Below are 20,409 nucleotides of genomic sequence, written 5' to 3'. Positions count from 1 at the left end.
CTCTCCGCGTTCTCTCTTTATCTCCCGCTCACCAGCGGTCCGCGCCCTCCTGCTCGGGCAGCACTTCCTGTAGGGCCCGGATGCCCACCTCGATCATGGTGTCGTCCGGCTCGAAGGTGGTCCAGCGCTGGATGCCCATGCCGGGGGCCCGGACGGCCCGGCACACCGCCCCCTCGTGGCCGCCCACGTAGCGGTTGATCTCGTAGGTGATGGCCACCACCAGAGGCAGCATCAGCAGGTGGAGCCCCATCCGGGCGAAGGTGTTCTCCACACGGATGAAGGAGAACACCAGGCTGGACAGGATGATGGACACGAAAATGATGACAAACAAAAAACTTGTGCCGCAGCGGGGGTGGTGCTTGGGCTGGGCCCGCACGTTCTCCACCGTCAGGGGGAGGCCCGCCTCATAGCAGAAGATGGTCTTGTGCTCCGCCCCATGGTATTGGAAGGTGCGGCGGATATCCTTCATGTGGGAACACAAAATCAGGTAGCCCAGGAAGATGACCACCCGCAAAAGCCCCTCCACCAGGTTCCGCCCCCACAGGGGGAAGCCGGGAATGAAGTGGAGGACGGCGCCCCCCAGGGCGGTGGGCAGCAGGAAAAAGAGGAACACGGAAAAGGCCATGCCCAAAACCATGGAAAAGGTGATGAGCAGGCTGGAGAATTTCTCGTTCCCCAGCTTCCGGTCCAGCCATTGTTCGAATTTGGAGGGCTCGGAGGTCTCCTCGTCGTCCTCGGGAAAGAACTCGGCGGAGTACATCAGGGCGGTGACCCCGTTGTACATGGAGGAGCAGAAGTTTACCACGCCCCGGATGAAGGGCCAGGCCACAAAGGGATGGCGGGTCTTGAGGACCTTCCGGGGCTCGGTCTTGACCTCCAGCTCCCCGTCGGGCTTGCGCACCACTACGGATTTTTTGTCGGGGCCCATCATCATAATGCCCTCGATGAGGGCCTGTCCCCCGATCATGGTCTTGAATCCGCCGGCGGCGGCGAGCAGCAGTCTATGTAACATGGAATTTCTCCTTCTAAGGCGGCCCTGCCGCCGCAAACATTGTAACAGACCCGCGTCCCGTTTGCAAGGGGCGCGGGTCAAAAATTAGAACTTATGTTCCAATCGCCGGCTGACTGCCCACCGGCAGGCGGATGGTGACGATACACCCGCCCCCCTCGGCGTTGCCGATGATGAGCTGTCCCCCGTGGCGGGTGACGATCTCGTCGCACACCGCCAGCCCGATGCCAGAGCCCCGGGCCTTGGAGGAGCCCTTGTAAAACTTGGACTTCACGTGGGGCAGTTCCCCCTCGGGGATGCCGGGGCCGTAGTCCCGCAGGGTGATGACCGCCCAGTCCTCCTCCCGGCGGATGGCGGCGTCGATGCGCCCGCCGCTGCCGCCGTGCTTGGCGGCGTTGTCCATGACGTTGCAGAACACCTGCCTAAGCCGCTCGGGGTCGGCGTTCACCGGGGGGAACTCCTCGTCGGAGTCCTCATAGGTCAGCTCCAGCCCGTCCTTGCGGAAAAACTCCCGGTAGGTGTACACCGCGTCCTCGAACTCCGCCTTCAGGTCCACCGGCTCGATGGACAGGGTGAACCGGCCGTCCTCGATCCGGGAGAACTCCAGCAGCTCCTCCACCATGTTGGTCAGCCGCCGCGCCTCCGAGACGATGATCCCCATGCCCTTCTTCACGTCGGAGGCATCCCGCACCTCGCCGTTCATGATGGTCTCGGCCCAGCCGTTGATGGCGGTGAGGGGGGTGCGCAGCTCATGGGAGACCGAGGAGATGAACTCCGACTTCATCTTCTCCGACTCGTTGATCTTGGCCGACATATCGTTGATGGCGTCGGTGAGGTCGCCGATCTCGTCGTCGTGCTGCTTGTCGATCTGGATGCCGTAGCTCCCGGCGGCGATGCGCTTGGTGATCTCGGTGATGCCCGCCACCGGCTCCACGATGGATTTGACAAAGTAGAGGTTGGAGAAATAGACCAAGGCTAAAATGGCCAGCCCCACCGCCAGGGAGATGACCACGATGACCGCCAGTTGCCGGTCCACCAGCCGCAGGGAGGTGACGTACCGGATGGCGGCCACGGGACGGCCGTCGATGGTCAGGGGGGCGGAAACGGCCATGATGTGCTCCCCGGTGGAGGGGTCCTCCCCCGTCCAGGGGGTGACCTGGGGGTTCTCCCAGTCCAGGGCCCCGGCGATATCCGGGGTGCCGGGGGAGCTGAAGGCCGCCAGGCCGAAAGTGGAAAAGCGGATGGAGCCCATGGCGTCCAAAAACTGCATCTCCATCTCGTCCTTGCCCTCGAAGTTGTTGTTGACATAGGTGAGCACGTGCTGGTAATACTCGCTCTTGGTGCGGTAGTCGCTGAAAAACTCCACCGCGTACTCCGCCTTCACCTGCAGGCCGCTGGACATGGTGGCGTAGTAATACCCCCCCATAGCCACGGAAAAGGCGGTGATGGCCAGCAGGATCACAAACAGCACCACGCCGATGGAGTTGGTCATCCAGCGCTTGCGGATGCCTTTCATTTTTGCCACGCTCTCACCTTCTCTTCCCGCCGCTTCCTGTCTCGCCGGCCCCCGGCGTCACGCCTCAGAAGCCCCACTTATACCCGTACCCCCACACCGTGGTGATGTAGGTGGGGTTGGTGGGGTCGTCCTCGATCTTGATCCGCAGCCTGCGGATGTTCACGTCCACGATCTTCAGCTCGCCGAAGTAGTCCTTCCCCCAGACCGCGTCCAGGATCTCCTCCCGGCTCAGGGCCTTCCCGGCATTGTCCATGAAGAGCTTGACGATGGAGTACTCCACCTGGGTCAGCTTCACCCGCTGCCCGTTCTTTTCCAGGGTCCGGTTCCGGGTGTTCAGCAGGAAGGGCGGCTGGCTGATCTCCCCGTTGTCCGCGGGGGCGTCCCCGCTGCCCGCCCGGCGGCACAGCGCGTCGATGCGGGCGGTGAGCTCCGCCGGGGAAAAGGGCTTGGTCACATAGTCGTCGGCCCCCGTCATCAGCCCCGTCACCTTGTCCATCTCCTGGGTCCGGGCGGTGAGCATGATGATGCCGATGCGGTTGTTGCTGGCCCGGATCCGGCGGCAGACCTCGAAGCCGTCCATGCCGGGCAGCATGATGTCCAGGAGGGCCACGCTCACGTCCGGGTTCTTTTTGAGCTGCTCCAGGGCCTCCTCGCCGGTGCCCGCCTCAATGGCCTCGTACCCGGCCCGCTTGAGGTTGATGACCACAAAGGAGCGGATGTTGGTCTCATCCTCCAAAACCAGAACTTTTTTCACGCGGATTCTCCTTTCCCGTCAGCTGTTTCCAAGCCAATCGGTCTTGATGATGGCAAAGCGTTCCCGCACCTCGTCCTCCGTCAGGCCGCAGTCCCAGCCGTCCCGGAACTCGGCCGCGTAGATGGTGTTGGCGTCGTTGGCCCCCGCCAGTCCCTCGGCGGGAAAGAGGACGAACCGCCCGGGCAGGCTGGCCCGGCTCACACGGTTGGTCCCGGTGAGCTTGTAGATGGTAAGGAAGGGCTTGGGCTCCACGGCCTCGTCCCCCTCCCAGTAGGAGAAGGTCACCGCCCGTTCTCCGCCGCCGGGCAGGTCGGAACGGGCCAGGGTCAGGTTGTTCCCCAGGGTCTCGGGCAGGATGAAATACCAGCCGTCCCGGTCGTTGTGGTAGGTGGTGAACACCGGGTGGGCCTCCCCCTGGGCGTCGAACTGCCGCCAGTGGATGAGCCAGAAGTTGGGGGTGGCCGTGGTGATCTTATAGTCCACCAGGGGGGTGGGCTGGGGCAGCTCCATGATGCCGTCGTTGTTGATGTCGGTGCCGGTGACCTGGGTGTAGAACTGGACGGTCTCCCGGCTCTCCCCCATGTCCGGGTCCAGGGTGATGTTTTCCAGCTTCCCGTCCCGGCAGGTGAAGATGTCGGTGATGGTGCCGTTCCCGCCGTAGGTGGAGACGGCGAAAAGGGCGGGCACCCAGTCCATCAGATAACCCGCCTGCACCCCGCCGTCGGCCACGGCGGTGATGCCCCCGGAGAGGGGGGCGGTGTCGGTCTTCCCCAGCACCCCGTGGAAGTCGTAGAGCTCCGCCTGGGGCGGGCCGTCCGTGGGGGTGCGGAAGACCACCAGCTCCTGCTGGTTGTCCTGGTCCAGGTCGTAGAGCTTATAGCTGTTGTAGTCGGTGCGCAGCAGCTCCTCCACCTCGCCCGGGCCGATGGAGTAGGCGGCCAGGGAGTGGACCTGCTCGCTCATCTGCCAGCTGACCACGATCTCCTTGTAGGGCTCGTCGTCCATCTGCACGTAGTCCACGCAGTTGATGGCCGTGCCCGCCCCCTCGATGACGGTCAGCACCTCGTATTCTTCCCCCACCTGGCGGAAAATGTAGATCTTCAGGGGTTTTTCATCGCTGGAAAAACGGAAAAAGGCGATGGCCTCCTTCTGGCCGTCCCCGTCAAGGTCCTGGAGCTGGACGGTCTGGATCAGCTCGCCGGACAGGGGGGCGGCATACTCGCCTCCGGCGGCGATGACCTCGCTGAGCCGGACCTTGAGGGCCTCGTAATCCTTGGGGGGCTGGGGCACGGCATAGAGCTCGTCGGCGCCCCGGAAGAAGCAGCCCGACAGGGACAAAGAGAGCGCCAGGGCCAGCGCGGCCGTCCGGATCCCGCCTCTCTTTTTCATCCAAACCCACCCCTTTCTAACTATTTCATAAATTCATGGAATTTCCCAGATGCGGCCTTGCAAAACCGCATGAAATATTTTATCATAGATGTGAGGAAAATGGTATGCTTTCTTCTGAATTTTTCAAAACCCGATCTTCGGGAAGGAGGCTCTCATGCGAAAAGCTCCTACGGAACGTCCCGCCTTTCTCATCCAGATCCTTGACCGCCAGAACGACACCTGGCAGGGCGAACTGACCTGGATCAACTCCGGCGAGAAGGCTCCCTTCCGCAGTATGCTGGAGCTGGTGCGTCTCATTGACAGCGCTCTGGCCGAGTCCCCCCTCCCCTTCAGGGAGACCGCTGAAAAAGAATGAAAAGCGGCCCGCGTATATACGCGGGCCGCTTTTTTCTTCTGCCCCGGCGTTTACAGCTTTACCTTCACCACGCACTTCCGGGCTGGGGCGGGGTCGCCGGGAGCCACGCTGGGGGCGTGGGCGTCCCCGGGAAAGGCCACCACGAAGCGCCCTTCCCCCATAGGTACCTTCACCGTCTCCCCCTCGTAGAACCACACGTCCCCCTCGGGCCGGGCCTCGACCTCCCGGATCATGGCCTCCAGAGGGGCGATGCCCATCAGTTCCTCCCCGGACAGGAGATACTGGATGTCGGCATAGGCCCGGTGGGCTTCGGGGTGGACCTCCTCGGGCCGCTTGGTGGTGTACTCCTGCACCATGGCGTAGAGGTCGTCTCCGTCGATGTCGATCCGGCCCGGGGCCAGCTGGGAGAAATCGGTCTCCGCCAGGAACCGAAGGCCCCTGGCCAGGTTAGGATGAAGGCCCTCATACTGCTTGATATGCTCCAGCGTGTCGTAGATCATGGCTCAACTCTCCTTTTCTCAGGTACCCCTATTATACCGCCCCGCGCCCGCCCCCGTAAACCCCCGTTTTTACGGCCCATCCCCCCTTCTTCCGCCCTTTCCCCAGGGAATGTACGGGATATGGATACCAAGGCCGCCGGGGCTTCGCCCCCGGGTTTTCGGCCGCTTTGCTCCGACTGGACGGAAAACCGCTGGGCGGCAGGCTTACAAGCCTGCCGCCCAGCGGTTTGTTAATCGGTGAACTTTGCCTGGGATCACTCCTGGCCGGAGGCCTCTTTTTCAGCCTTGTCCTTTTTGTGGACCCGGTAGATGGAGATGAACATGGGAATGACGATAGCGAAGAGGGCGATATTGCCCAGCATGACGTAGCCCTTCTGCACGATGGCGATGAGGCCCACGCCGGAGATGAACCAGCACACCAGGAGGAAGGTCATGGACAGGATGAAGAACTTGGCCCGGTGGCTCAGCTTTTCCGTCTTCCAAACGGTGGCCCACCGGTTGGAGAAGTTGAAGGTGAAGCTGGGGGCGGTGGAGATCACGGAGAAAACCACGACCACCCAGTACACGCCGGTGAGAATGGGAGAGAGGTACTGCTGGCAGATGGTGAGGATGGGGGCGGAGTCCTTCACCACGTCGGGCATGAAGGGCAGCACGATGGAGCCGGTCATGACAAAGAGGGAGGTGACCAGAAGGCCGATCATGATGCCGGAACCGATGGCGTCCTTTTTGTTCCGGATCCGGTCCGCGTAGTTGCTCAGGGAAGAACCCCAGCTGGAGGTGGTGAAGCAGTAGGACAGGAACATGGAGAAATGGGCCGTGGTGGTGGTAATGCCCCAGTTGGGCCCCTCCTGGAAGTTGCCGATCTGGGAGGCCAGCACGTCGCCCCGGATGGCAAAGACGGCGATCATGATGGCCACCAGGCAGGCGATGAGGGAGATGGTCATGATGGTGTTGAACTTCCGCAGGAAGCCAGCGCCGTTGACGGTCAGGATTGCGAAGAGAAGCACGCCCCCGATGCTGGCGATGAAGTTGGGAATGCCGAACAGGGAGTTCATGAGCTGGGCGAAGAGGGCGATGGTGGCCGCCGTGGTGACCAGACCCATGAGCATGGTGTAGATGTCGAAGAAGATGGTGACCGCCTTCTTCAGCACCGGGTTGGAGTCGGGCTTGTGGACTCCGTAGAGGGCCAGATAGTAGGCGTTGTAGTTATTGACCTTGTAGGCCCGGATGAAATTCAGGCCCGTGGCGCAGAAGAAGGACATGATGGCGCAGAACATGACCAGCCAAACCAGGGCCCAGCCGCCGCCCAGGGTGACGATGTACTGGGAGGCGTAAACGCCGGAGGCCATGTTGGCCCCGCAGTAAGTACCGAACATCAGCGCGCCCAGGCCGAACCAGATGGAAAATGTTTTCGCGAACCCGGATTTCTCTTTCGTTTCCATAATTTCTCCTTTCTCCGCTGGGACAGAGCTTATCCACTCGGACACAGGACAGACACGGGGAGATTTACTGGGTCATGATTTTAAGGATGGTGCGGTCGGTGCCCTGCATACCCTCCCGGGCCAGCACGCCCACGTTGGTGACGGTGCTGTTCAGGTCGGGACCCAGGATGCCGTCGCCGCCCTGGAAATTGTGGCCGCTGAGGTACATCTGGTAGCCCAGGATGCCCGCGTCCACGCTCTCGGCGATTTTGGCCGCGCAGGAGGGCTTGGCCCCGTCGCAGATGGTGCCCGACAGGATGGCCACGGCGTTGACGATGGTGTGGGCGATGGCGTCGTGGCCGGCGCCCTGGAGGTAGGCGATGGCCGCCCCGGCGCCCACCCCGGCGCTGATGGCGCCGCAGTAGGCGGACAGCACGCCGATGCCCGCCTTCTGGTAGCAGGTCACCAGGTCGCTCACCAGCAGGGCCCGGTAGAGCTGCTCCTGGCTGGCGCCCAGATGCTTGGCGTAGCGGATGACGGGCAGGGAGGCGGTGATGCCCTGGTTCCCGGAGCCGGAGAGGATGACCACCGGCATCTCGCAGCCGCTCATCCGGGCGTCGGAGCCCGCGGCGGCCCAGGCCCGGGCCTCAATTTTGATGTCGTCGCCGTAATTGCCCAGCAGGGTGGAGCCGATGTTGGCCCCCCAGTTGTTCTTCAGGCCCTCCTCGGCGATGGCGCTGTTGTACTGGATTTGCCGGTCCAGCAGCTCCCGGACCAGGGAGAGGTCCACCTCGTTGGCGAAGTCCAGGATGTTCTGGAGGGTCAGCAGGCTCTTGTCCGCGCCGCCGGCGGCGGGACCCGCCAGGGGCTTTTCCAGCAGGACCTGGCCGTCCTTCTCCAGATACACCACGTTGCTGTGGTGGTCGGCGATGCGGACCGCGGCGCTGTGGTCCCCGGCCCAGCCGGTGAGCTTGATGTCCAGCAGGTGGGGGGTGTCGGGACAGGTGATGTCGATGGGGGTGGTGCCGGCATAGGCGGCGATGGCGGCGTGGAGGCTCTGGGGCACCGAGGAGATGACCTGGAGCTCCTTGTCGGCGTCGCCGGCCACGATGCCCACGGCGATGGCGGCCTTGATGCCCTTGAGCCCGCCGGTGTTGGGGACCACCACGCTCTTCACGTTCTTGAGGATGTTGCCGGAGACCTCGGCCAGCACCTTCTCCGGCGCCGCGCCAAGCACCTGGTGGAGCTTGGCGGCGGCGTAGGCGATGGCGATGGGCTCGGTGCACCCCGTGGCGGGTACCAGCTCCTCCTCCAGAATGGCCAGAAAGGCCGCCTGGACGTCGGGATTCAGCATAGCTTTGGACACTCCTTCATCATTTGGCTTTGGCGGCGTATTCCTCGGCGGCCTCCCGGACCCAGTTGAGGCGGGAGTCGTCGATGTCGTTAGGGACCGTGCAGTCGGCGCCGATCATGACACCGATCTGGCCGCACTCGTCGAGAATCTTCCAGGTGGCCGCCTTGACCTCTTCCTTGGTGCCCTTGTAGATGACGGTGTCCTGGGCGAAGCCGCCGAAGACGGGCTTGCCGCCCAGAAGGCGCTTGCCGGCGCTGAGGGACACGCCCTCGGCGAAAACGGCGATGTTGTAGGCGGCGGCGTCAAAGTCCAGGAAGAGAGCCAGGTTGTTGGCCCGGCCGTGGTAGCCGCAGATGTGCAGGAGGTTGATCTTGCTGAGCTTGTTGGCCTTGGCCATGACCTCCCGCTCGGCGGGGGCCACGTAGGTGCGGTAGAAGTCGTCAGTGAAAAAGCCGTTCTGGTTGCTGACGCTGAAGTAGATGCCGTCCACGCCGCCCTGCTTGATGAGCATCTCGTTGATGGCGGCGATGTCGTCACCGATGTTCCGGATGGCGGCGGCCACGGCCTCGGGGTCCTCGGCCATGTAGCCCAGCAGGCGGGACTCGTCGGTCTCACCGGGGACGCCGCCGCCCCCCAGGCTGTTGCGTAGCACCATGGAGGGGGAGAAGCCGGTGGCGTAGACGGGGGCGTCGGAATCGGCATAGAAGGCCCGCACCCGGGTGGTCAGCTCCAGGGTCTTTTTGGCGAAATCGGAATCCAGGGAAGGGGCGTGGACGCTGCGCAGGTCGGCGGCGCACTTGACGCCGGAGACGTCCACAGGCATGATCATCAGGGTGTCGTTCATGATCTTGATAACGTCGGGATCAAATTTTTCCCGGGCCAGCTTGTGGCCGATGATGTTGCGCTCGAAGGCCTCGCTGTTCTCCATGCCCCGGCCCCACTCATTGGGAGGGCAGAAGTGGTGGAAAAAGGCGACGGGGACACGATCCACGGGCTTGCTCTCCAGGAAGTTCATGAATCTTTCACGCTTCGTCATTTTTAAGATAACCCCTTTCTCATTTTGAGATTTTCTATTTGACATTACTGCCACATTCAGGGTATCATAGAGAAAAAGTTTTGTATAATATATAAAAATATTCCGCATATGAAAAAAAGCTATAACGGCCGAATGGGGGAAAAGCCTTGAAACTGCAAACGCTGGAATACTTTGTCGTCCTGGCGGAATCCCATTCCATCAACGAAGCCGCCCAAAAGCTTTACGTGGCCCAGCCCAGTCTGACCAAGGCCCTGAAACTGTTTGAAAATGAGATCGGCGTCCCCCTCTTTGCCCGAAACAGGTCCGGGATCGCCCTGACCGAGGCCGGAAAAAAGATTCTGCCGGAGGCCAAGCAGATCTTGGCCTATTATAACGGCTGGCTGGGGCTCTCCAAGGAGCGCGACCTCCAGACGGTGGACATCTACATCCACGCCTCCTTCCCCAATTTTCTTCTGCCCGACATCGTCCTGCGGTTCAAGAAGCTGTACCCGGACGTCAACATCAACTGTGTCGTCACGGCGATCCCGGAGCGCTATATCACCCCGGACCTGGAGAAACCGGCTCTCGCCATGTTTATCTGCGGAAAGAGCGAGCAGCTCCAGAAGTACACCGCCGCCCAGGGGAACCCGCCCGTCGTCCTGTTCCACGGCGAGTACGGCTGTCTCGTCAATAAAAACAGCCGTCTGGCCCAGCGGAGCTCGGTGACGCCGGAGGATCTGAAATCCTTTTATCTCGTCCTGCCGGAGCTCAGGATGCCCCCCGACTGCTCCCCGGCTTTCCTCACCCCCATATTGAACGACATCATCTCCACCGTCTCCCCCCACCAGGTCCTCCAGGTCGAGTCCGTGGACAGCGTGATCAACCTGGTCCACAATCACCCGGAGGCCTACGCCCTCTCCTACTACCCTGCCCTGAACCGGTACGAGGGGGTCGCCAATCGGGAGCTGATCTACATCCCCCTTCAAAGCCCCATCACCCACGGCGATTTTCTCTTGTTCTACTCCAAGAAGGCCTGCGACCAGTACCCCGCCCTCCGGGAGCTGGTCAGGTCCATCCAGGAGGCGGCCGACCGCTTTCTGGAGGAGACCACCCGCCGGACGCCTCCCCACACATAAAAAAGACCGGGCGGATCGAAATGATCCGCCCGGTCTTTTTTTATGTGATTGAAGCGCGCTCAGCCCTTACGGCCGATCTCGTCCACCTTCATGATGGCCTCGTAGACCTCCTCCGGGGTGATGTCCGCCCGGACGTTCTTGGTGGACTGGGTGGGGACGCAGGCGGCCTCGGCCACCTTGCGGATCTCCTCCTCCTTCACCTCGGTGACCCCCAGGTCGGCCAGCTTGGTGGGCAGGCCCACGGCCTTGCAGAAGCCGAACACCTCGTCCCACTCGCTCTGGGGGGCCTTCTCCAGCAGGAGCTGGACCAGCAGGCCGTAGGCCACCTTTTCCCCGTGATACATGCCGTGGGCGGCGGGGACGTAGGCGAAGCCGTCGTTGACGGCATGGGCGGCGGCCAGGCCGCCGCTCTCAAAGCCCACGCCGGAGAGGTAGATGCTGGCCTCCACCACGTTCTCCAGATGCTCATCGGCCTCCTGGCGCTTCACCGCCTCCAGGGCGGCCACGCCGTCCTGGATCAGCAGGTCGTAGCACAGCTTGCTCATCATGTAGGCGGTGTTGGAGCACAGGCCCCGGGCCATGTTCTTGGCGCCCGAGCGCTTGCAGGCCCGGGTCTCGAACCAGGTGGCCAGGGCGTCGCCCATGCCGGCCACCAGCAGCCGGGCGGGGGCGTGGGCGATGATGTCGGTGTCCACCAGCACCAGGTCGGGGTTCTTCTTGGTCAGCAGGGCCTTGACCACCACGCCCTCCTCATTGTAGATGACGGCCACGCCGGAGCAGGGGGCGTCGTTGGAGGCCACGGTGGGGATGATGACCACCGGCTTGCCCCCCAGGTTTTCGGCGGCGGCCTTGGCGGTGTCGATGACCTTGCCGCCGCCGGCCCCCACCATCACGTCGCAGCCCGCCTTCTCGAACTCCTCCATCACCCGGCTGATCTCCGCCTTGGAGCACTCGCCGTTGAAGTCGCAGAAAATATACTCCTTTTCCACGCTCTTCAAAGACTCCTCCATGATCTCCCCCACCCGCTTACGGGTGTTGGCCGTGCAGAGGAGGAAAAACTTGTTCCCCATCTTCTTCACGTTGAGCCCCAGCTTGCCGAGCTCCCCCTTCCCCTGGCTGTACTTACAGGGGGCTTTGATCCCGATAGACATGACCGACACTCCTTCACTTTTAAATTATGTAAACTAAATTTTCCCTGTTTTGATACGCAGTGATTTTATCATCTTCACGGCCGGAGTGTCAAGAAAAGAGGCCCGTTCCAAGGCGGTATTACACGGCGGCCGTCTCCTCTTCCGCCGTCTTCCGCCTTTTGCGCCCTTTCCTCCCCTTTCGGATGAGGAGCGCCGCCGCCAGCGCCGCAATCCCGCCGGCCGCCGCCAGCAGTCCCGCCGGAGCACCCGCGGGGGCCAGGATGGCCACCTGCCCGCTGGAAGGGGCGTCGAACACCAGATAGCTCCCGTCCCGGACGGCGTTCTCCACCGGGACCAGGGCCCCGTCCCGCCACAGGGCGGCCACGGCCTTGTCTCCGCCGGTCTCGGCCAGCACCCGGACCCGGAGCGTGCCCTCCACCGCCCGCTCAGAGTCGGTGACCGCGTAGCTCCAGCTGGCGGCCAGGGTCTTCCCCCGGCCCGCCGTCTCCGGCGCCCAGTCCCCCAGGGCGATGGCCGCCGCCGGGGAAAAGCTCCCCTCCGCCAGCATGGCAGGCTTGTTTCCCCCCGAGGAGATGGTGCTCTCCCAAGGGGTGTAGACCGCCTCTATGATCCGGCTGCGGCGCAGCCCGGCGGTTGAAAACTCCTCCCAGGCGGCGTAGCAGCCGTCCCGCTTGGGCACCTCGGGCACGTCCCCGGCGGAGATGCTGCCCCCATAGGAAAAGGGCACCTCCTTCACCACCTGACCCTCCGCGCGGAAGGTGAGGACAAAGCGGCGGAACACCTCAGAAAGCCCCTCCAGGGCGGAAAATTCCTCGTAAGGAAGGCCCTGGGCCCGGCCGGCCAGGTCGGTGCCGTCCACCGCCCCCAGGCCCTCCCGCACCGAGTAGTTTCCCGACAGCTCCCCGTCGGCCCACCCGGCAATGGCGCCCAGCTTCTCGCCCACGGCGTCCAGCGTCACCATGGCCCGGCAGTCGGAGAGGTCCCTGCCCTCCCCGGCGATGCCCCCCACGCCGTCCTCCCCGGTGAGGAGGCACAGCGCGCCGCTGCGGCGGATGATGCCCCGGGAGAGGCCCGCCACGCCGCCGCAGCTGGAGCCGGATTCCACCGTCACATCGCCGGTGTTGAGACTGTCCAGCACCGCCCCCATGTCGGAGCGGCCCACGATGCCCCCGGCGCACTCGTTCTTAGCGGTGACCGCCCCGGTGTTCTCACAGGCGCGCACCGCCGCCCGCACCACCGCGGTGACGTCGGCCAGCACGCCGGCCTCGTCACTATCCCAGTCCAGCTCGTCCTCCGGGTCGTCGGAGAGCTGGATGGAGATGATGCCCACGATGCCGCCCACGTTGGCGTCGCCGGTGATCTCCCCCAGGTTTTGGGCCGAGAGGACCAGCCCGTCCTCCCCGCTCTCCTGGTCGGAGCGGTCGTCCACCGTATACTCGGGAGACTCGGTAAGGCCGTTGGCCGCCAGCCGCACCGCCTCCAGCTGGCGGATGATGGCGTCGGTGGTGGTGTGGATGGACTCATTGGAGGACCGGGCCCCGCTGGTGAGCTTGTCGATCTGTCCGCTGATGGCGTCCAGATGGGCGTCGACGTCGTCCAGGGTGGCGGTGCCCACCGTGTCGATCTGGTCGGCCCAGTTTTTCAAGGTGTCCTCGATGGCGTCCATGTCGCCGTTGATGCTCTTCAGCTGCCCGGAAACCTGGTCGCTCAGGGTCTTGAAGGTCGTGTTCAGCCCCCGCAGATCCTCCGACACGCCGTCGGCGGCCCTGTCGATCTTTTTCCGGGCGGCCTGGGCGTCCGAGCTGGCGTCGCCGTAGGCGTCGTTCAGCGCTTCAGCCAGGTCCGCCAGATCCCTCCCGATGGCGTCGATGGCGGAGCCCATCCGCTTCAGATGGCTCCCCAGGTCCATGCCTTTGAGCTTCTGGGCAGCCGTCTCCAGCTGGGAGAGCTTCTCCAGCAGGCCGTCGTCCCCCTGGAGGATCGCGGCGGCGGTATTGAGAAAGCTGTCGACCTTCCCCAGGTCGGAGGACAGCCCGTCCATGGCGCCGCGGATGGCGCTGACACTGCTCTGGATGGCGCCGGTGTACCACTCCAGCTGGTCTGCGGCCTCCCCCAGCCCGCCGTCCAGAGCGTCGGCCAGGGCGTCCAGCCCGGCGCGGAGCTGGTCCATGTGCTCTGTCAGGTCGTCCAGCTGGCCGTTGGCGTCGTCGGAAAACCGCCGGAAGCTGTCGTTGACGGCGTCGGCGCCGTCGTTGATGGACTGCACCCGGTCATAGACGCTGTCCAACGCAGCCCGGGCGTCGCCGCTCCCCTGCTCCCGCCCGGCGGAGGCGGCGCCCCGCAGGGCGTCCAGCTCGCCGGAAATGGCCTCCAGGTCGTCCACCCTGGCCCCCGCCGTGTCGGACATCTGCCCCGACAGGGTGGTGAGGAGCCCGGAGAGGCCGGAGAGAGCGGAATTCAGTGCCTTTACCGGGTCCTGGCCGTAGACGATGTCGGTGTCCGGCGTGAACCGGCCAGCCACGCCGCCCACGCCCTTGCGGCCCAAAATCTCTCCGTAGTTGGAGCAGCCCGACAGGTTCCCGGAGTGGAGCCCCGCCACGCCCCCCACGTTGTAGCCGGTGTGGGGGTACCCCACCTGGGCGCGGTTCTCGCACCCGGCGACAGCCCCCGTGCTCTTCCCCACCACGCCGCCGGTGTTCATGACAGGGTCGGTCAAACTCTCGCTGGCGGGAGCGGTGTTCACCTCTCCCCGATTGGAGCAGGCAAAAAGCAGCCCGGTGTTCCGCCCGCACACCCCGCCGGTATTTTCCACGCCGGTGACGGTGACGTCGGCCCCACACCGCTCCACGGTGCCGGTGTTGACGCCCACGACTCCCCCCACGTCGCTCTCCCCGGTGACGGAGCCGGAGACGGAGCAGCCCCAGATGACCCCGGCGTTCTCCCCGCACAGCAGCCCCACGGAGGACTTGCTCCCGCCGGGGGCTGCGACGCCCTCCACGGTGAGATTTTTGACCGTCCCCGCCGCCCCGATCTCCCGGAACAGCCCCATCCGGGAGCCCTTCCCGGTGAGCCGCAGGCCGGTAATGGCGTGGCCGTTCCCCTCAAAGGTCCCCTGAAAGACGGGGATGGGGGAAAAGGGCACGGCGGTGAGGTCGATGTCGGCGGTGAGCACCACCGTCTTCCCCTCGGTCCAGGTGTCCAGGGCGCATTTTCCCGCCAGGGCCACCAGATCGTGGGGGGTGGCGATCTCCACCGTGTCCCCCGCCCCCAGGGCGGGGCTCGGCAGCAGCCCCAGACACAGCAGCAGGGCCAGAGCGGCGGCGCATATCCGTTTACTCGTCTTCATGGTCCCGCTCCTTTCCCTGATATTTGCTCTCGATCAGGGCATCCACGCTGCCGTGGATCACCCCTTTGAACTCGCCGTCCACAAAGCCCTCGATATGGCCCCGCACGTGGCCGTCCAGCCGCATGGTCCCCTGGTCGAACCGCTTGTTGCGGCTGCGGTTCAGGGTGAGGGCGGTGCGCTCGATCAGGCTGTCCCCCAGCAGCAGGAATTGGGGCAGCACGGTCATCACCAGGATAATGGAGATGAGGGTGCCCCGGCCCAGGGCCAGCCCCACCGAGGAGATGGTGGAGTCGGTGGACAGCTTGCCGATGAGGAAGCCCGCCACCGTCATGATGGAGCCGGAGGTAAACACTGTGGGGAAGGACTGGTCCAGGGCGGTGACGATGGCCTCCCGCCGGTCCCCCATGAGGCCCTTGAGCTCCAGATAGCGGTTTGTGATGACGATGGCGTAGTCGATGGTGGCACCCATCTGGATGGAGCTGACCACCAGGTAGGCCAGGAAGAACATATTGGTCCCCTGGAGGTAGGGGAAGGAAAAGTTGATCCAGATGGAGCCCTGGATGGTCAGCACCAGCAGCACGGGCAGCCCCGCCGACTTGAAGGTGAACAGCAGGATCACCATGACGAAGAGGGCGGTGAGCACCGAGATCTTCAGATTGTCCCCGGAGAAGGACTCGGACAGGTCCCGGGCGTTGGTGGAGTTGCCCACCAGGATCACGTCCTCCCCGTAATACCGGCTGGCGATGGCCCGCAGCTCATCCAGGAGGGCGAAGGGCTCCTCCCCCTCCTCGGGGGTGTCGGCGGTGAACACCAGCCGGGACCAGTTCTCCCCCTCCAGCTGGGCCAGGCCCGCGTCCAGCTGGTCCCGCAGGTCCTCCACCTTCTCCTCCTGCTCGCCGGAGAGGTTCACCACCCCCTTGTCCTTCTGCTCCAGGAGGAAGTTGAATACCTTGATGACGGGGACGGAGTAGTCGTCGGGGTTTTGGAAGATGGCCCCATACTCCTCCTGGGACAGGCCGTAGGCCTGATAGAGGAGCCGGGCCAGCTCCACGTCCACTCCGGCCAGCTCGGCGAACTGCCGGGGGTTCATCCGGTCGGTGATCATCCGCCCGTCGTCGGCCTCCACGTTGGCAAGGCCCGTGGCCGTGCGGATATCGGGCAGGGCCTCGGCCTGCCGGAGGATGGCCCCCTCTTTCTCATAGTCCCCCTTGGGCACCAGCATGGCGATGGTGTTGCTCTGGCCGAAGGTGGCCGCGATCTTGTCCGCAGCGATCCGGTAGTCGGGCAGGTTGGCCCCGTTGATGGAGTTGGTGGAAAAGACATAGGCGCAGTTGTTGGAGAAAAACACGCAGGCCACGGTGACGGCGATGAAGATGGGGGGCAGGATGAAGCGGACCTTCACCATGGCCCTGCCCCAGAGGGTGATGTGGGGCATCAGGTCGCTGTGGCGGGTGCGCTCAATGGGCTTGTTGAAGAGCATCAGCAGCCCCGGCATCAGGCAGAACACCGCGATCATGGAACAGATGATGCCCTTGGCCAGCACGATGCCCATATCGAAGCCGATGCGCAGCTGCATCAGCATCAGGGCCACCAGCCCGGAGATGGTGGTCAGGGAGGAGGATGATATCTCCACGATGGCCTTGGAGAGGGCGGCGATGTCCGCCTCCCGGGCGTCCAGGCCGTTGTCCCGCTCCTCCATGTACCGGTGGCAGAAGATGATGGCGTAGTCGATGGCCAGCGCCAGCTGTAAGACCACGGCGATGGCGTTGGTGATGAAGGAGATGGTGCCGAACCAGTAGTTGGTGCCCATGTTCATCACGGCGGCCACGGCAAAAACGATGATGTACACCGGCACCTCCATATAGCTCTTGGAGGTGAACAGCAGCACCGCCACGATGACGGCGGCGGCGATGACCAGGATGACCCCCATCTCCTTCTGGAGCTGGGCGGAGGTGTCCAGTCCCACCTCGGTGGAGATGGAGGCGTCGTAGCCCGAGACCTGCTCCCGCACCTCGTCCATGGCGGCGATGGCCGCCGGGTCGCCGGCCTCGCCGTCAAAGGTCACGTCAAAGAGGGCGGAGGCGTTTTGATAGTGGTCCTCCGTATCGTCAAAGGCCACCTCGGTGACCCCGTCGATGAGCTCCAGAGTGTCGGCCACATTGCGGGCCTGGTCGTAAGTGATGTTGGAGAGCATCACCCGGGCGGTGCCGTAGGTGACGAACTCCTCGTCCATGATGGTCAGCCCCCGCCGGGTCTCGGTGGTGTCCGGCAGGTAGGTGGTGATATCGTCGTTGACCTTCACCTTGCTGATGGAGCTGGCGCAGAACACCGCAACGATGATGAACACCAGAAAAAAAGCCTTGCGTTTGTCCACGATGAACCGGGAGAGCTTGACCATCACGCTCTCCGACTTCTTCTCTTCCTCCAGATCCGTCACCCGCGTTCCTCCTCCTGTCTGGGCAGGAGCCGCTCCACCTGTTTCACCAGCTCGGCCTCGTCCATGGTCATCCCGTTTTCCAGCCACCAGCGCACCACCGTCAGCAGGGCGCCCGCGTAGAACTGCCCGGCCAGCTCAGGGTCCAGGGTCTCCCCGGCGGTGACCCCCTCCTCCCGGAACCGGCGGGTCAGCCACTCGGCGGCGGTGTCTTCCACCATCCTCAGCTCGTGGCCGCCCCCCGCCAGGCCGGAGAGGTAGATCTGCCGGTGCTCCTTCAAAAAGCGCAGGGCGCTGTGGAATTCCGCCAGCAGGAAGGCCCGCAGATCCACCTGCCCCGCCAGGGCGGCCTGCTCTTCCTCAAAGCCCCGCTGGAGCTCCTGGAGCACATAGCGGAACAGGGCGTTCTTATCCTCAAAGTGGGCGTAAAATGTGGTGCGGTGGACCATGGCCCGCTCACAGATGTCCACCACGGAGATCTCCCGGTAGGGCCGCTCGGCCATCAGTCCCAGCAGGGCCTCCGACATATGCTGTTTGCTTCTGCGCTGCCGCAGGTCCTCCCGGGGCGTTTCCGTCACCTTTGACACGCTCCATCACATCCTTTCTGGATACAGGTTACCACGCCTGCCGCCATCCGTCAAGATACGCAACACGTGTTTTGTAACTGCTTTTTTGACGGAACTTGTGATCTTTCACCAAAAACGCATGTTCCATGATCCAGTCTTGCCCATCGGCCGGGCTTGGGATATAATAGCGTCACTGAACAAAGGAGGACACACACATGCGCATCGTCGTCATCGACGGCCAGGGGGGCGGCCTGGGGGCCACCCTGGTGGCCCGTCTGAAAGCCCGGCTGGGGGGCGCCGTCCAGCTCTGGGGGGTGGGCACCAACGCCCTGGCCACCTCCGCCATGCTCAAGGCGGGGGCAGACCGGGGGGCCACCGGGGAGAACGCCGTCTGCTGGAACGCCGCCCACGCCGACCTGATCCTGGGGCCCATCGGCCTGCTGGCCGCCAACTCCCTGCTGGGGGAGGTTAGCCCCGCCATCGCCGCCGCCGTTTCCGCCGCCACCGCCCGCCGCATCCTCATCCCCGTGTCCAGCTGCGGTATCCTGGTGGCGGGGGCCGCCGGGTGCAGGCTGGAGGACGCCCTCCAAAACGCTGTGGAACTGGCCGCCGCGGAGGTGGGGGCATGAGCGCCGCCGTGAAGCGGGTCCTGGCCCTCCACGCCCAGCGCTACCCCAAGATGGAGGCCCGGGACTACGTGAAGCTCCTCTACCAAAGCGAGTTCGGACCCGGCCACCTGGCCGGGCAGGAGGCGGAGGTCCTGGAGCGGCTGTCCGGTGAGCTCTCCCAGGCGGAGAACGAGGGTTACGCCCCCGCCTACACCGCCGAGGCCATCGGGAGCGGCCTATGCCGTTTCCACCTGGACCCCCGGCGGCTGGCCCAGGCCGACCTCCCCCTGCTGGCCAAGTGCTTCGCTCACTCCGCCCGCCCCCGGGGCACCTCCGCAGGGCTGTGGGAAAAGCTGGGCATCCTGGCGGGCATGGCCTGGGCCGGGGAACTGCCCCTGGACCGGGCCCAGCTGGAGGTCTTTCTCACCTGCTATGACGCCGCGGGATGCCCGCCCCTCCACCACAGCGAGACCTATCACGACGCCTACCATCCCCACTACCGGGTGGTGGACCGGGACCTGGCCTGCTATGCCCCCGCCCTTCAGGCGGTGGACCAGGCCCTCCGGACCGCCGGGGGCCCGGTCATCGTTGCGGTGGACGGCCGCTGCGCCAGCGGCAAGACCACCTTCGCCCGGCGGCTGAGCCAGCTCTTCCCCGACTGCAGCGTATTCCATATGGACGACTACTTCCTGCCCCCGGAAAAACGCACCCCGGAGCGGCTGTCCGCCCCCGGCGGCAATGTGGACTACGAGCGGGCGGCGGAAGAGCTCTTCGCCCCCCTGAGCCGTGGGGAGGCCGTGGAGCTGCGCTCCTTCGACTGCGCCAGTGGGGAGCTGCGGCCCCCGGTCACCGTCCCCTTCCGCCGGCTCAGCATCGTGGAGGGCAGCTATTCCCTCCACCCCGCCCTGGCGGGCTATTCCCAGGTCCACCTCTTCTTCACCTGCTCGCCCCAGGTCCAGCTCTCCCGGCTGGAGCGCCGGGAGGGACCGGAGAGCCTGGCCCGGTTCCGGGAAAAATGGATCCCCCTGGAGGAGGCCTACTTTGAGGGCCTCCACATCCCCGACCAGTGCGACGCGGCGGTGGACACCTCACGCCTCCCCGCCGGGCAGGAGGCCCTATGACGGAAAAGGAGCGGATGCTGGCGGGGAAGCTCTACCGGGCAGATGACCCGGAACTGACGGCCGACCATGCCCGAAAATGGCGGCTCACCCGGGCCATCAACACCGCCATGGAGCGGGAGGCCCTGCCGCCCCTCTTCCGGGAGCTCATCGGAGAACTGGGGGCGGGCACGTGGATCGAGCCCCCTTTTTTCTGCGACTATGGAAGCCACATCCGCATCGGGAAGCACTGCTACTTCAACTGCGGCTGTATCCTGCTGGACGTGTGCCCCATCACCATCGGGGACGACTGTTACTTCGCCCCCCGGGTGTGCGTCTACACCGCCGCACACCCCATCGACGCCGGAGTGCGCAACACCGACCTGGAATACGGCAGGCCGGTGACCATCGGTTCCTCGGTCTGGATCGGCGGAAACACCGTCATCAACCCCGGCGTCACCATCGGCAGCAACGTTGTCATCGGCTCGGGCAGCGTGGTGACCCACGACATCCCCTCCGGAGTGGTGGCCGCCGGGAATCCCTGCCGGATCCTTCGGGACATCACGGAAGCGGACCGGCGGTACTGGGAAGCCCAGGCGGCGGAATACCGTGCGGAACAGGCGGAAATCTAAGCGGGCGGCATTGGGGATCAGCACGCCCCAATAGAGCCCTTGGTTCATAACAGCAGGAGGGGGCGGGCCAAATGGCCCGCCCCCTCCTATTTCCCTTTTATTTTACGCGCCATGTCAGGCTTGTCC

The 20,409-nt window shown here is 64.5% G+C and carries 17 protein-coding genes; 5 read left to right on the top strand and 12 right to left on the bottom strand.

The genetic code is table 11. The annotated features are described in order from the left end of the window. Positions 1-28: 28 nt before the first annotated feature. The 4 genes from AAEU42_RS02420 to AAEU42_RS02405 form a co-directional block, all read right to left on the bottom strand. The gene (locus AAEU42_RS02420) at positions 29-1,012 is read right to left on the bottom strand and encodes a DUF1385 domain-containing protein (RefSeq protein ID WP_342231930.1); all 984 of its coding nucleotides are present in this window, start codon (positions 1,010-1,012) and stop codon (positions 29-31) included. Between the two features lie 91 nt (positions 1,013-1,103). Continuing rightward, positions 1,104-2,525 (bottom strand): sensor histidine kinase, encoded by a 1,422-nt coding sequence (locus AAEU42_RS02415; RefSeq protein WP_342231989.1) that lies wholly within the window; start codon positions 2,523-2,525, stop codon positions 1,104-1,106. A gap of 64 nt (positions 2,526-2,589) precedes the next feature. After that, entirely contained in the window at positions 2,590-3,279 is a 690-nt protein-coding gene (locus AAEU42_RS02410; RefSeq protein WP_342231929.1) for a response regulator transcription factor, read from the bottom strand. Positions 3,280-3,297: 18 nt separating this feature from the next. Further along, positions 3,298-4,668: a hypothetical protein gene (locus tag AAEU42_RS02405; protein ID WP_342231928.1), complete on the bottom strand. Its 1,371-nt coding sequence runs from the start codon at positions 4,666-4,668 to the stop codon at positions 3,298-3,300. Positions 4,669-4,822: 154 nt separating this feature from the next. Here AAEU42_RS02405 and AAEU42_RS02400 point away from each other — a divergent pair, with 154 nt between their 5' ends. After that, positions 4,823-5,023, top strand: coding sequence for a hypothetical protein (locus AAEU42_RS02400; RefSeq protein WP_342231927.1), 201 nt, complete (start codon positions 4,823-4,825; stop codon positions 5,021-5,023). Positions 5,024-5,073: 50 nt separating this feature from the next. Here the strand turns inward: AAEU42_RS02400 and AAEU42_RS02395 are convergent, their stop codons facing one another. The 4 genes from AAEU42_RS02395 to AAEU42_RS02380 all read right to left on the bottom strand — a co-directional run bounded on the left by AAEU42_RS02395 (position 5,074) and on the right by AAEU42_RS02380 (position 9,334). Further along, entirely contained in the window at positions 5,074-5,523 is a 450-nt protein-coding gene (locus AAEU42_RS02395; protein ID WP_342231926.1) for a NanQ anomerase/TabA/YiaL family protein, read from the bottom strand. 254 nt (positions 5,524-5,777) lie between these two features. Then, positions 5,778-6,965, bottom strand: a complete 1,188-nt coding sequence (locus AAEU42_RS02390) for a hypothetical protein (RefSeq protein ID WP_342231925.1) — start codon at positions 6,963-6,965, stop codon at positions 5,778-5,780. 64 nt (positions 6,966-7,029) lie between these two features. Continuing rightward, positions 7,030-8,298, bottom strand: coding sequence for an L-cysteine desulfidase family protein (locus AAEU42_RS02385; protein WP_342231924.1), 1,269 nt, complete (start codon positions 8,296-8,298; stop codon positions 7,030-7,032). Between the two features lie 19 nt (positions 8,299-8,317). Further along, positions 8,318-9,334, bottom strand: coding sequence for a uroporphyrinogen decarboxylase family protein (locus AAEU42_RS02380; protein WP_342231923.1), 1,017 nt, complete (start codon positions 9,332-9,334; stop codon positions 8,318-8,320). 146 nt (positions 9,335-9,480) lie between these two features. Between AAEU42_RS02380 and AAEU42_RS02375 the strand changes: the two genes are divergently transcribed. Then, the gene (locus AAEU42_RS02375; RefSeq protein ID WP_342231922.1) at positions 9,481-10,449 is read left to right on the top strand and encodes a LysR family transcriptional regulator; all 969 of its coding nucleotides are present in this window, start codon (positions 9,481-9,483) and stop codon (positions 10,447-10,449) included. Between the two features lie 59 nt (positions 10,450-10,508). On the opposite strand, the gene AAEU42_RS02370 is transcribed toward AAEU42_RS02375, so the two are convergent. From AAEU42_RS02370 to AAEU42_RS02355, 4 genes are all read right to left on the bottom strand, one after another. Next, positions 10,509-11,600 (bottom strand): glycerol dehydrogenase, encoded by a 1,092-nt coding sequence (locus AAEU42_RS02370; RefSeq protein WP_342231921.1) that lies wholly within the window; start codon positions 11,598-11,600, stop codon positions 10,509-10,511. Positions 11,601-11,718: 118 nt separating this feature from the next. Beyond that, on the bottom strand, positions 11,719-14,946 hold the full coding sequence (locus tag AAEU42_RS02365; protein WP_342231920.1) for a peptidase: 3,228 nt from the start codon (positions 14,944-14,946) through the stop codon (positions 11,719-11,721). Next, complete coding sequence (locus AAEU42_RS02360; RefSeq protein ID WP_425288192.1) at positions 14,933-17,344, bottom strand: efflux RND transporter permease subunit; 2,412 nt, start codon at positions 17,342-17,344, stop codon at positions 14,933-14,935. The genes AAEU42_RS02365 and AAEU42_RS02360 overlap by 14 nt, the downstream gene beginning before the upstream one ends. Before the next feature lie 35 nt (positions 17,345-17,379). Continuing rightward, positions 17,380-17,967 (bottom strand): TetR/AcrR family transcriptional regulator, encoded by a 588-nt coding sequence (locus AAEU42_RS02355; protein WP_342231918.1) that lies wholly within the window; start codon positions 17,965-17,967, stop codon positions 17,380-17,382. A 194-nt stretch (positions 17,968-18,161) separates the two neighbouring features. Here AAEU42_RS02355 and AAEU42_RS02350 point away from each other — a divergent pair, with 194 nt between their 5' ends. Genes AAEU42_RS02350 through AAEU42_RS02340 form a run of 3 tightly spaced genes read left to right on the top strand, consistent with a single transcriptional unit; the run spans position 18,162 to position 20,283 of the window. Continuing rightward, the gene (locus tag AAEU42_RS02350) at positions 18,162-18,575 is read left to right on the top strand and encodes a DUF3842 family protein (protein ID WP_342231917.1); all 414 of its coding nucleotides are present in this window, start codon (positions 18,162-18,164) and stop codon (positions 18,573-18,575) included. Then, entirely contained in the window at positions 18,572-19,675 is a 1,104-nt protein-coding gene (locus AAEU42_RS02345) for a uridine kinase family protein (RefSeq protein ID WP_342231916.1), read from the top strand. The genes AAEU42_RS02350 and AAEU42_RS02345 overlap by 4 nt, the downstream gene beginning before the upstream one ends. Beyond that, a complete protein-coding gene (locus AAEU42_RS02340) occupies positions 19,672-20,283 on the top strand; it encodes a sugar O-acetyltransferase (protein ID WP_342231915.1) in 612 nt (203 codons plus the stop codon). Before AAEU42_RS02345 ends, AAEU42_RS02340 begins: the two co-directional genes overlap by 4 nt. Positions 20,284-20,409 lie beyond the last annotated feature (126 nt).

The organism is Pseudoflavonifractor phocaeensis (assembly GCF_038439875.1).
Taxonomy (GTDB): domain Bacteria; phylum Bacillota; class Clostridia; order Oscillospirales; family Oscillospiraceae; genus Vermiculatibacterium.
Note: the sequence above shows the minus strand (reverse complement) of the source record. Positions and strands in the feature narration are given on the sequence as shown.

Bases quoted from the DNA above. Each gene is read 5' to 3' on its own strand.
- AAEU42_RS02420 (WP_342231930.1), bottom strand. From the start codon at position 1,012: ATGTTACATAGACTGCTGCTCGCCGCCGCCGGCGGATTCAAGACCATG.
- AAEU42_RS02415 (WP_342231989.1), bottom strand. From the start codon at position 2,525: ATGAAAGGCATCCGCAAGCGCTGGATGACCAACTCCATCGGCGTGGTG.
- AAEU42_RS02405 (WP_342231928.1), bottom strand. From the start codon at position 4,668: ATGAAAAAGAGAGGCGGGATCCGGACGGCCGCGCTGGCCCTGGCGCTC.
- AAEU42_RS02400 (WP_342231927.1), top strand. From the start codon at position 4,823: ATGCGAAAAGCTCCTACGGAACGTCCCGCCTTTCTCATCCAGATCCTT.
- AAEU42_RS02395 (WP_342231926.1), bottom strand. From the start codon at position 5,523: ATGATCTACGACACGCTGGAGCATATCAAGCAGTATGAGGGCCTTCAT.
- AAEU42_RS02390 (WP_342231925.1), bottom strand. From the start codon at position 6,965: ATGGAAACGAAAGAGAAATCCGGGTTCGCGAAAACATTTTCCATCTGG.
- AAEU42_RS02385 (WP_342231924.1), bottom strand. From the start codon at position 8,298: ATGCTGAATCCCGACGTCCAGGCGGCCTTTCTGGCCATTCTGGAGGAG.
- AAEU42_RS02380 (WP_342231923.1), bottom strand. From the start codon at position 9,334: ATGACGAAGCGTGAAAGATTCATGAACTTCCTGGAGAGCAAGCCCGTG.
- AAEU42_RS02370 (WP_342231921.1), bottom strand. From the start codon at position 11,600: ATGTCTATCGGGATCAAAGCCCCCTGTAAGTACAGCCAGGGGAAGGGG.
- AAEU42_RS02365 (WP_342231920.1), bottom strand. From the start codon at position 14,946: ATGAAGACGAGTAAACGGATATGCGCCGCCGCTCTGGCCCTGCTGCTG.
- AAEU42_RS02360 (WP_425288192.1), bottom strand. From the start codon at position 17,344: ATGGTCAAGCTCTCCCGGTTCATCGTGGACAAACGCAAGGCTTTTTTT.
- AAEU42_RS02350 (WP_342231917.1), top strand. From the start codon at position 18,162: ATGCGCATCGTCGTCATCGACGGCCAGGGGGGCGGCCTGGGGGCCACC.
- AAEU42_RS02345 (WP_342231916.1), top strand. From the start codon at position 18,572: ATGAGCGCCGCCGTGAAGCGGGTCCTGGCCCTCCACGCCCAGCGCTAC.
- AAEU42_RS02340 (WP_342231915.1), top strand. From the start codon at position 19,672: ATGACGGAAAAGGAGCGGATGCTGGCGGGGAAGCTCTACCGGGCAGAT.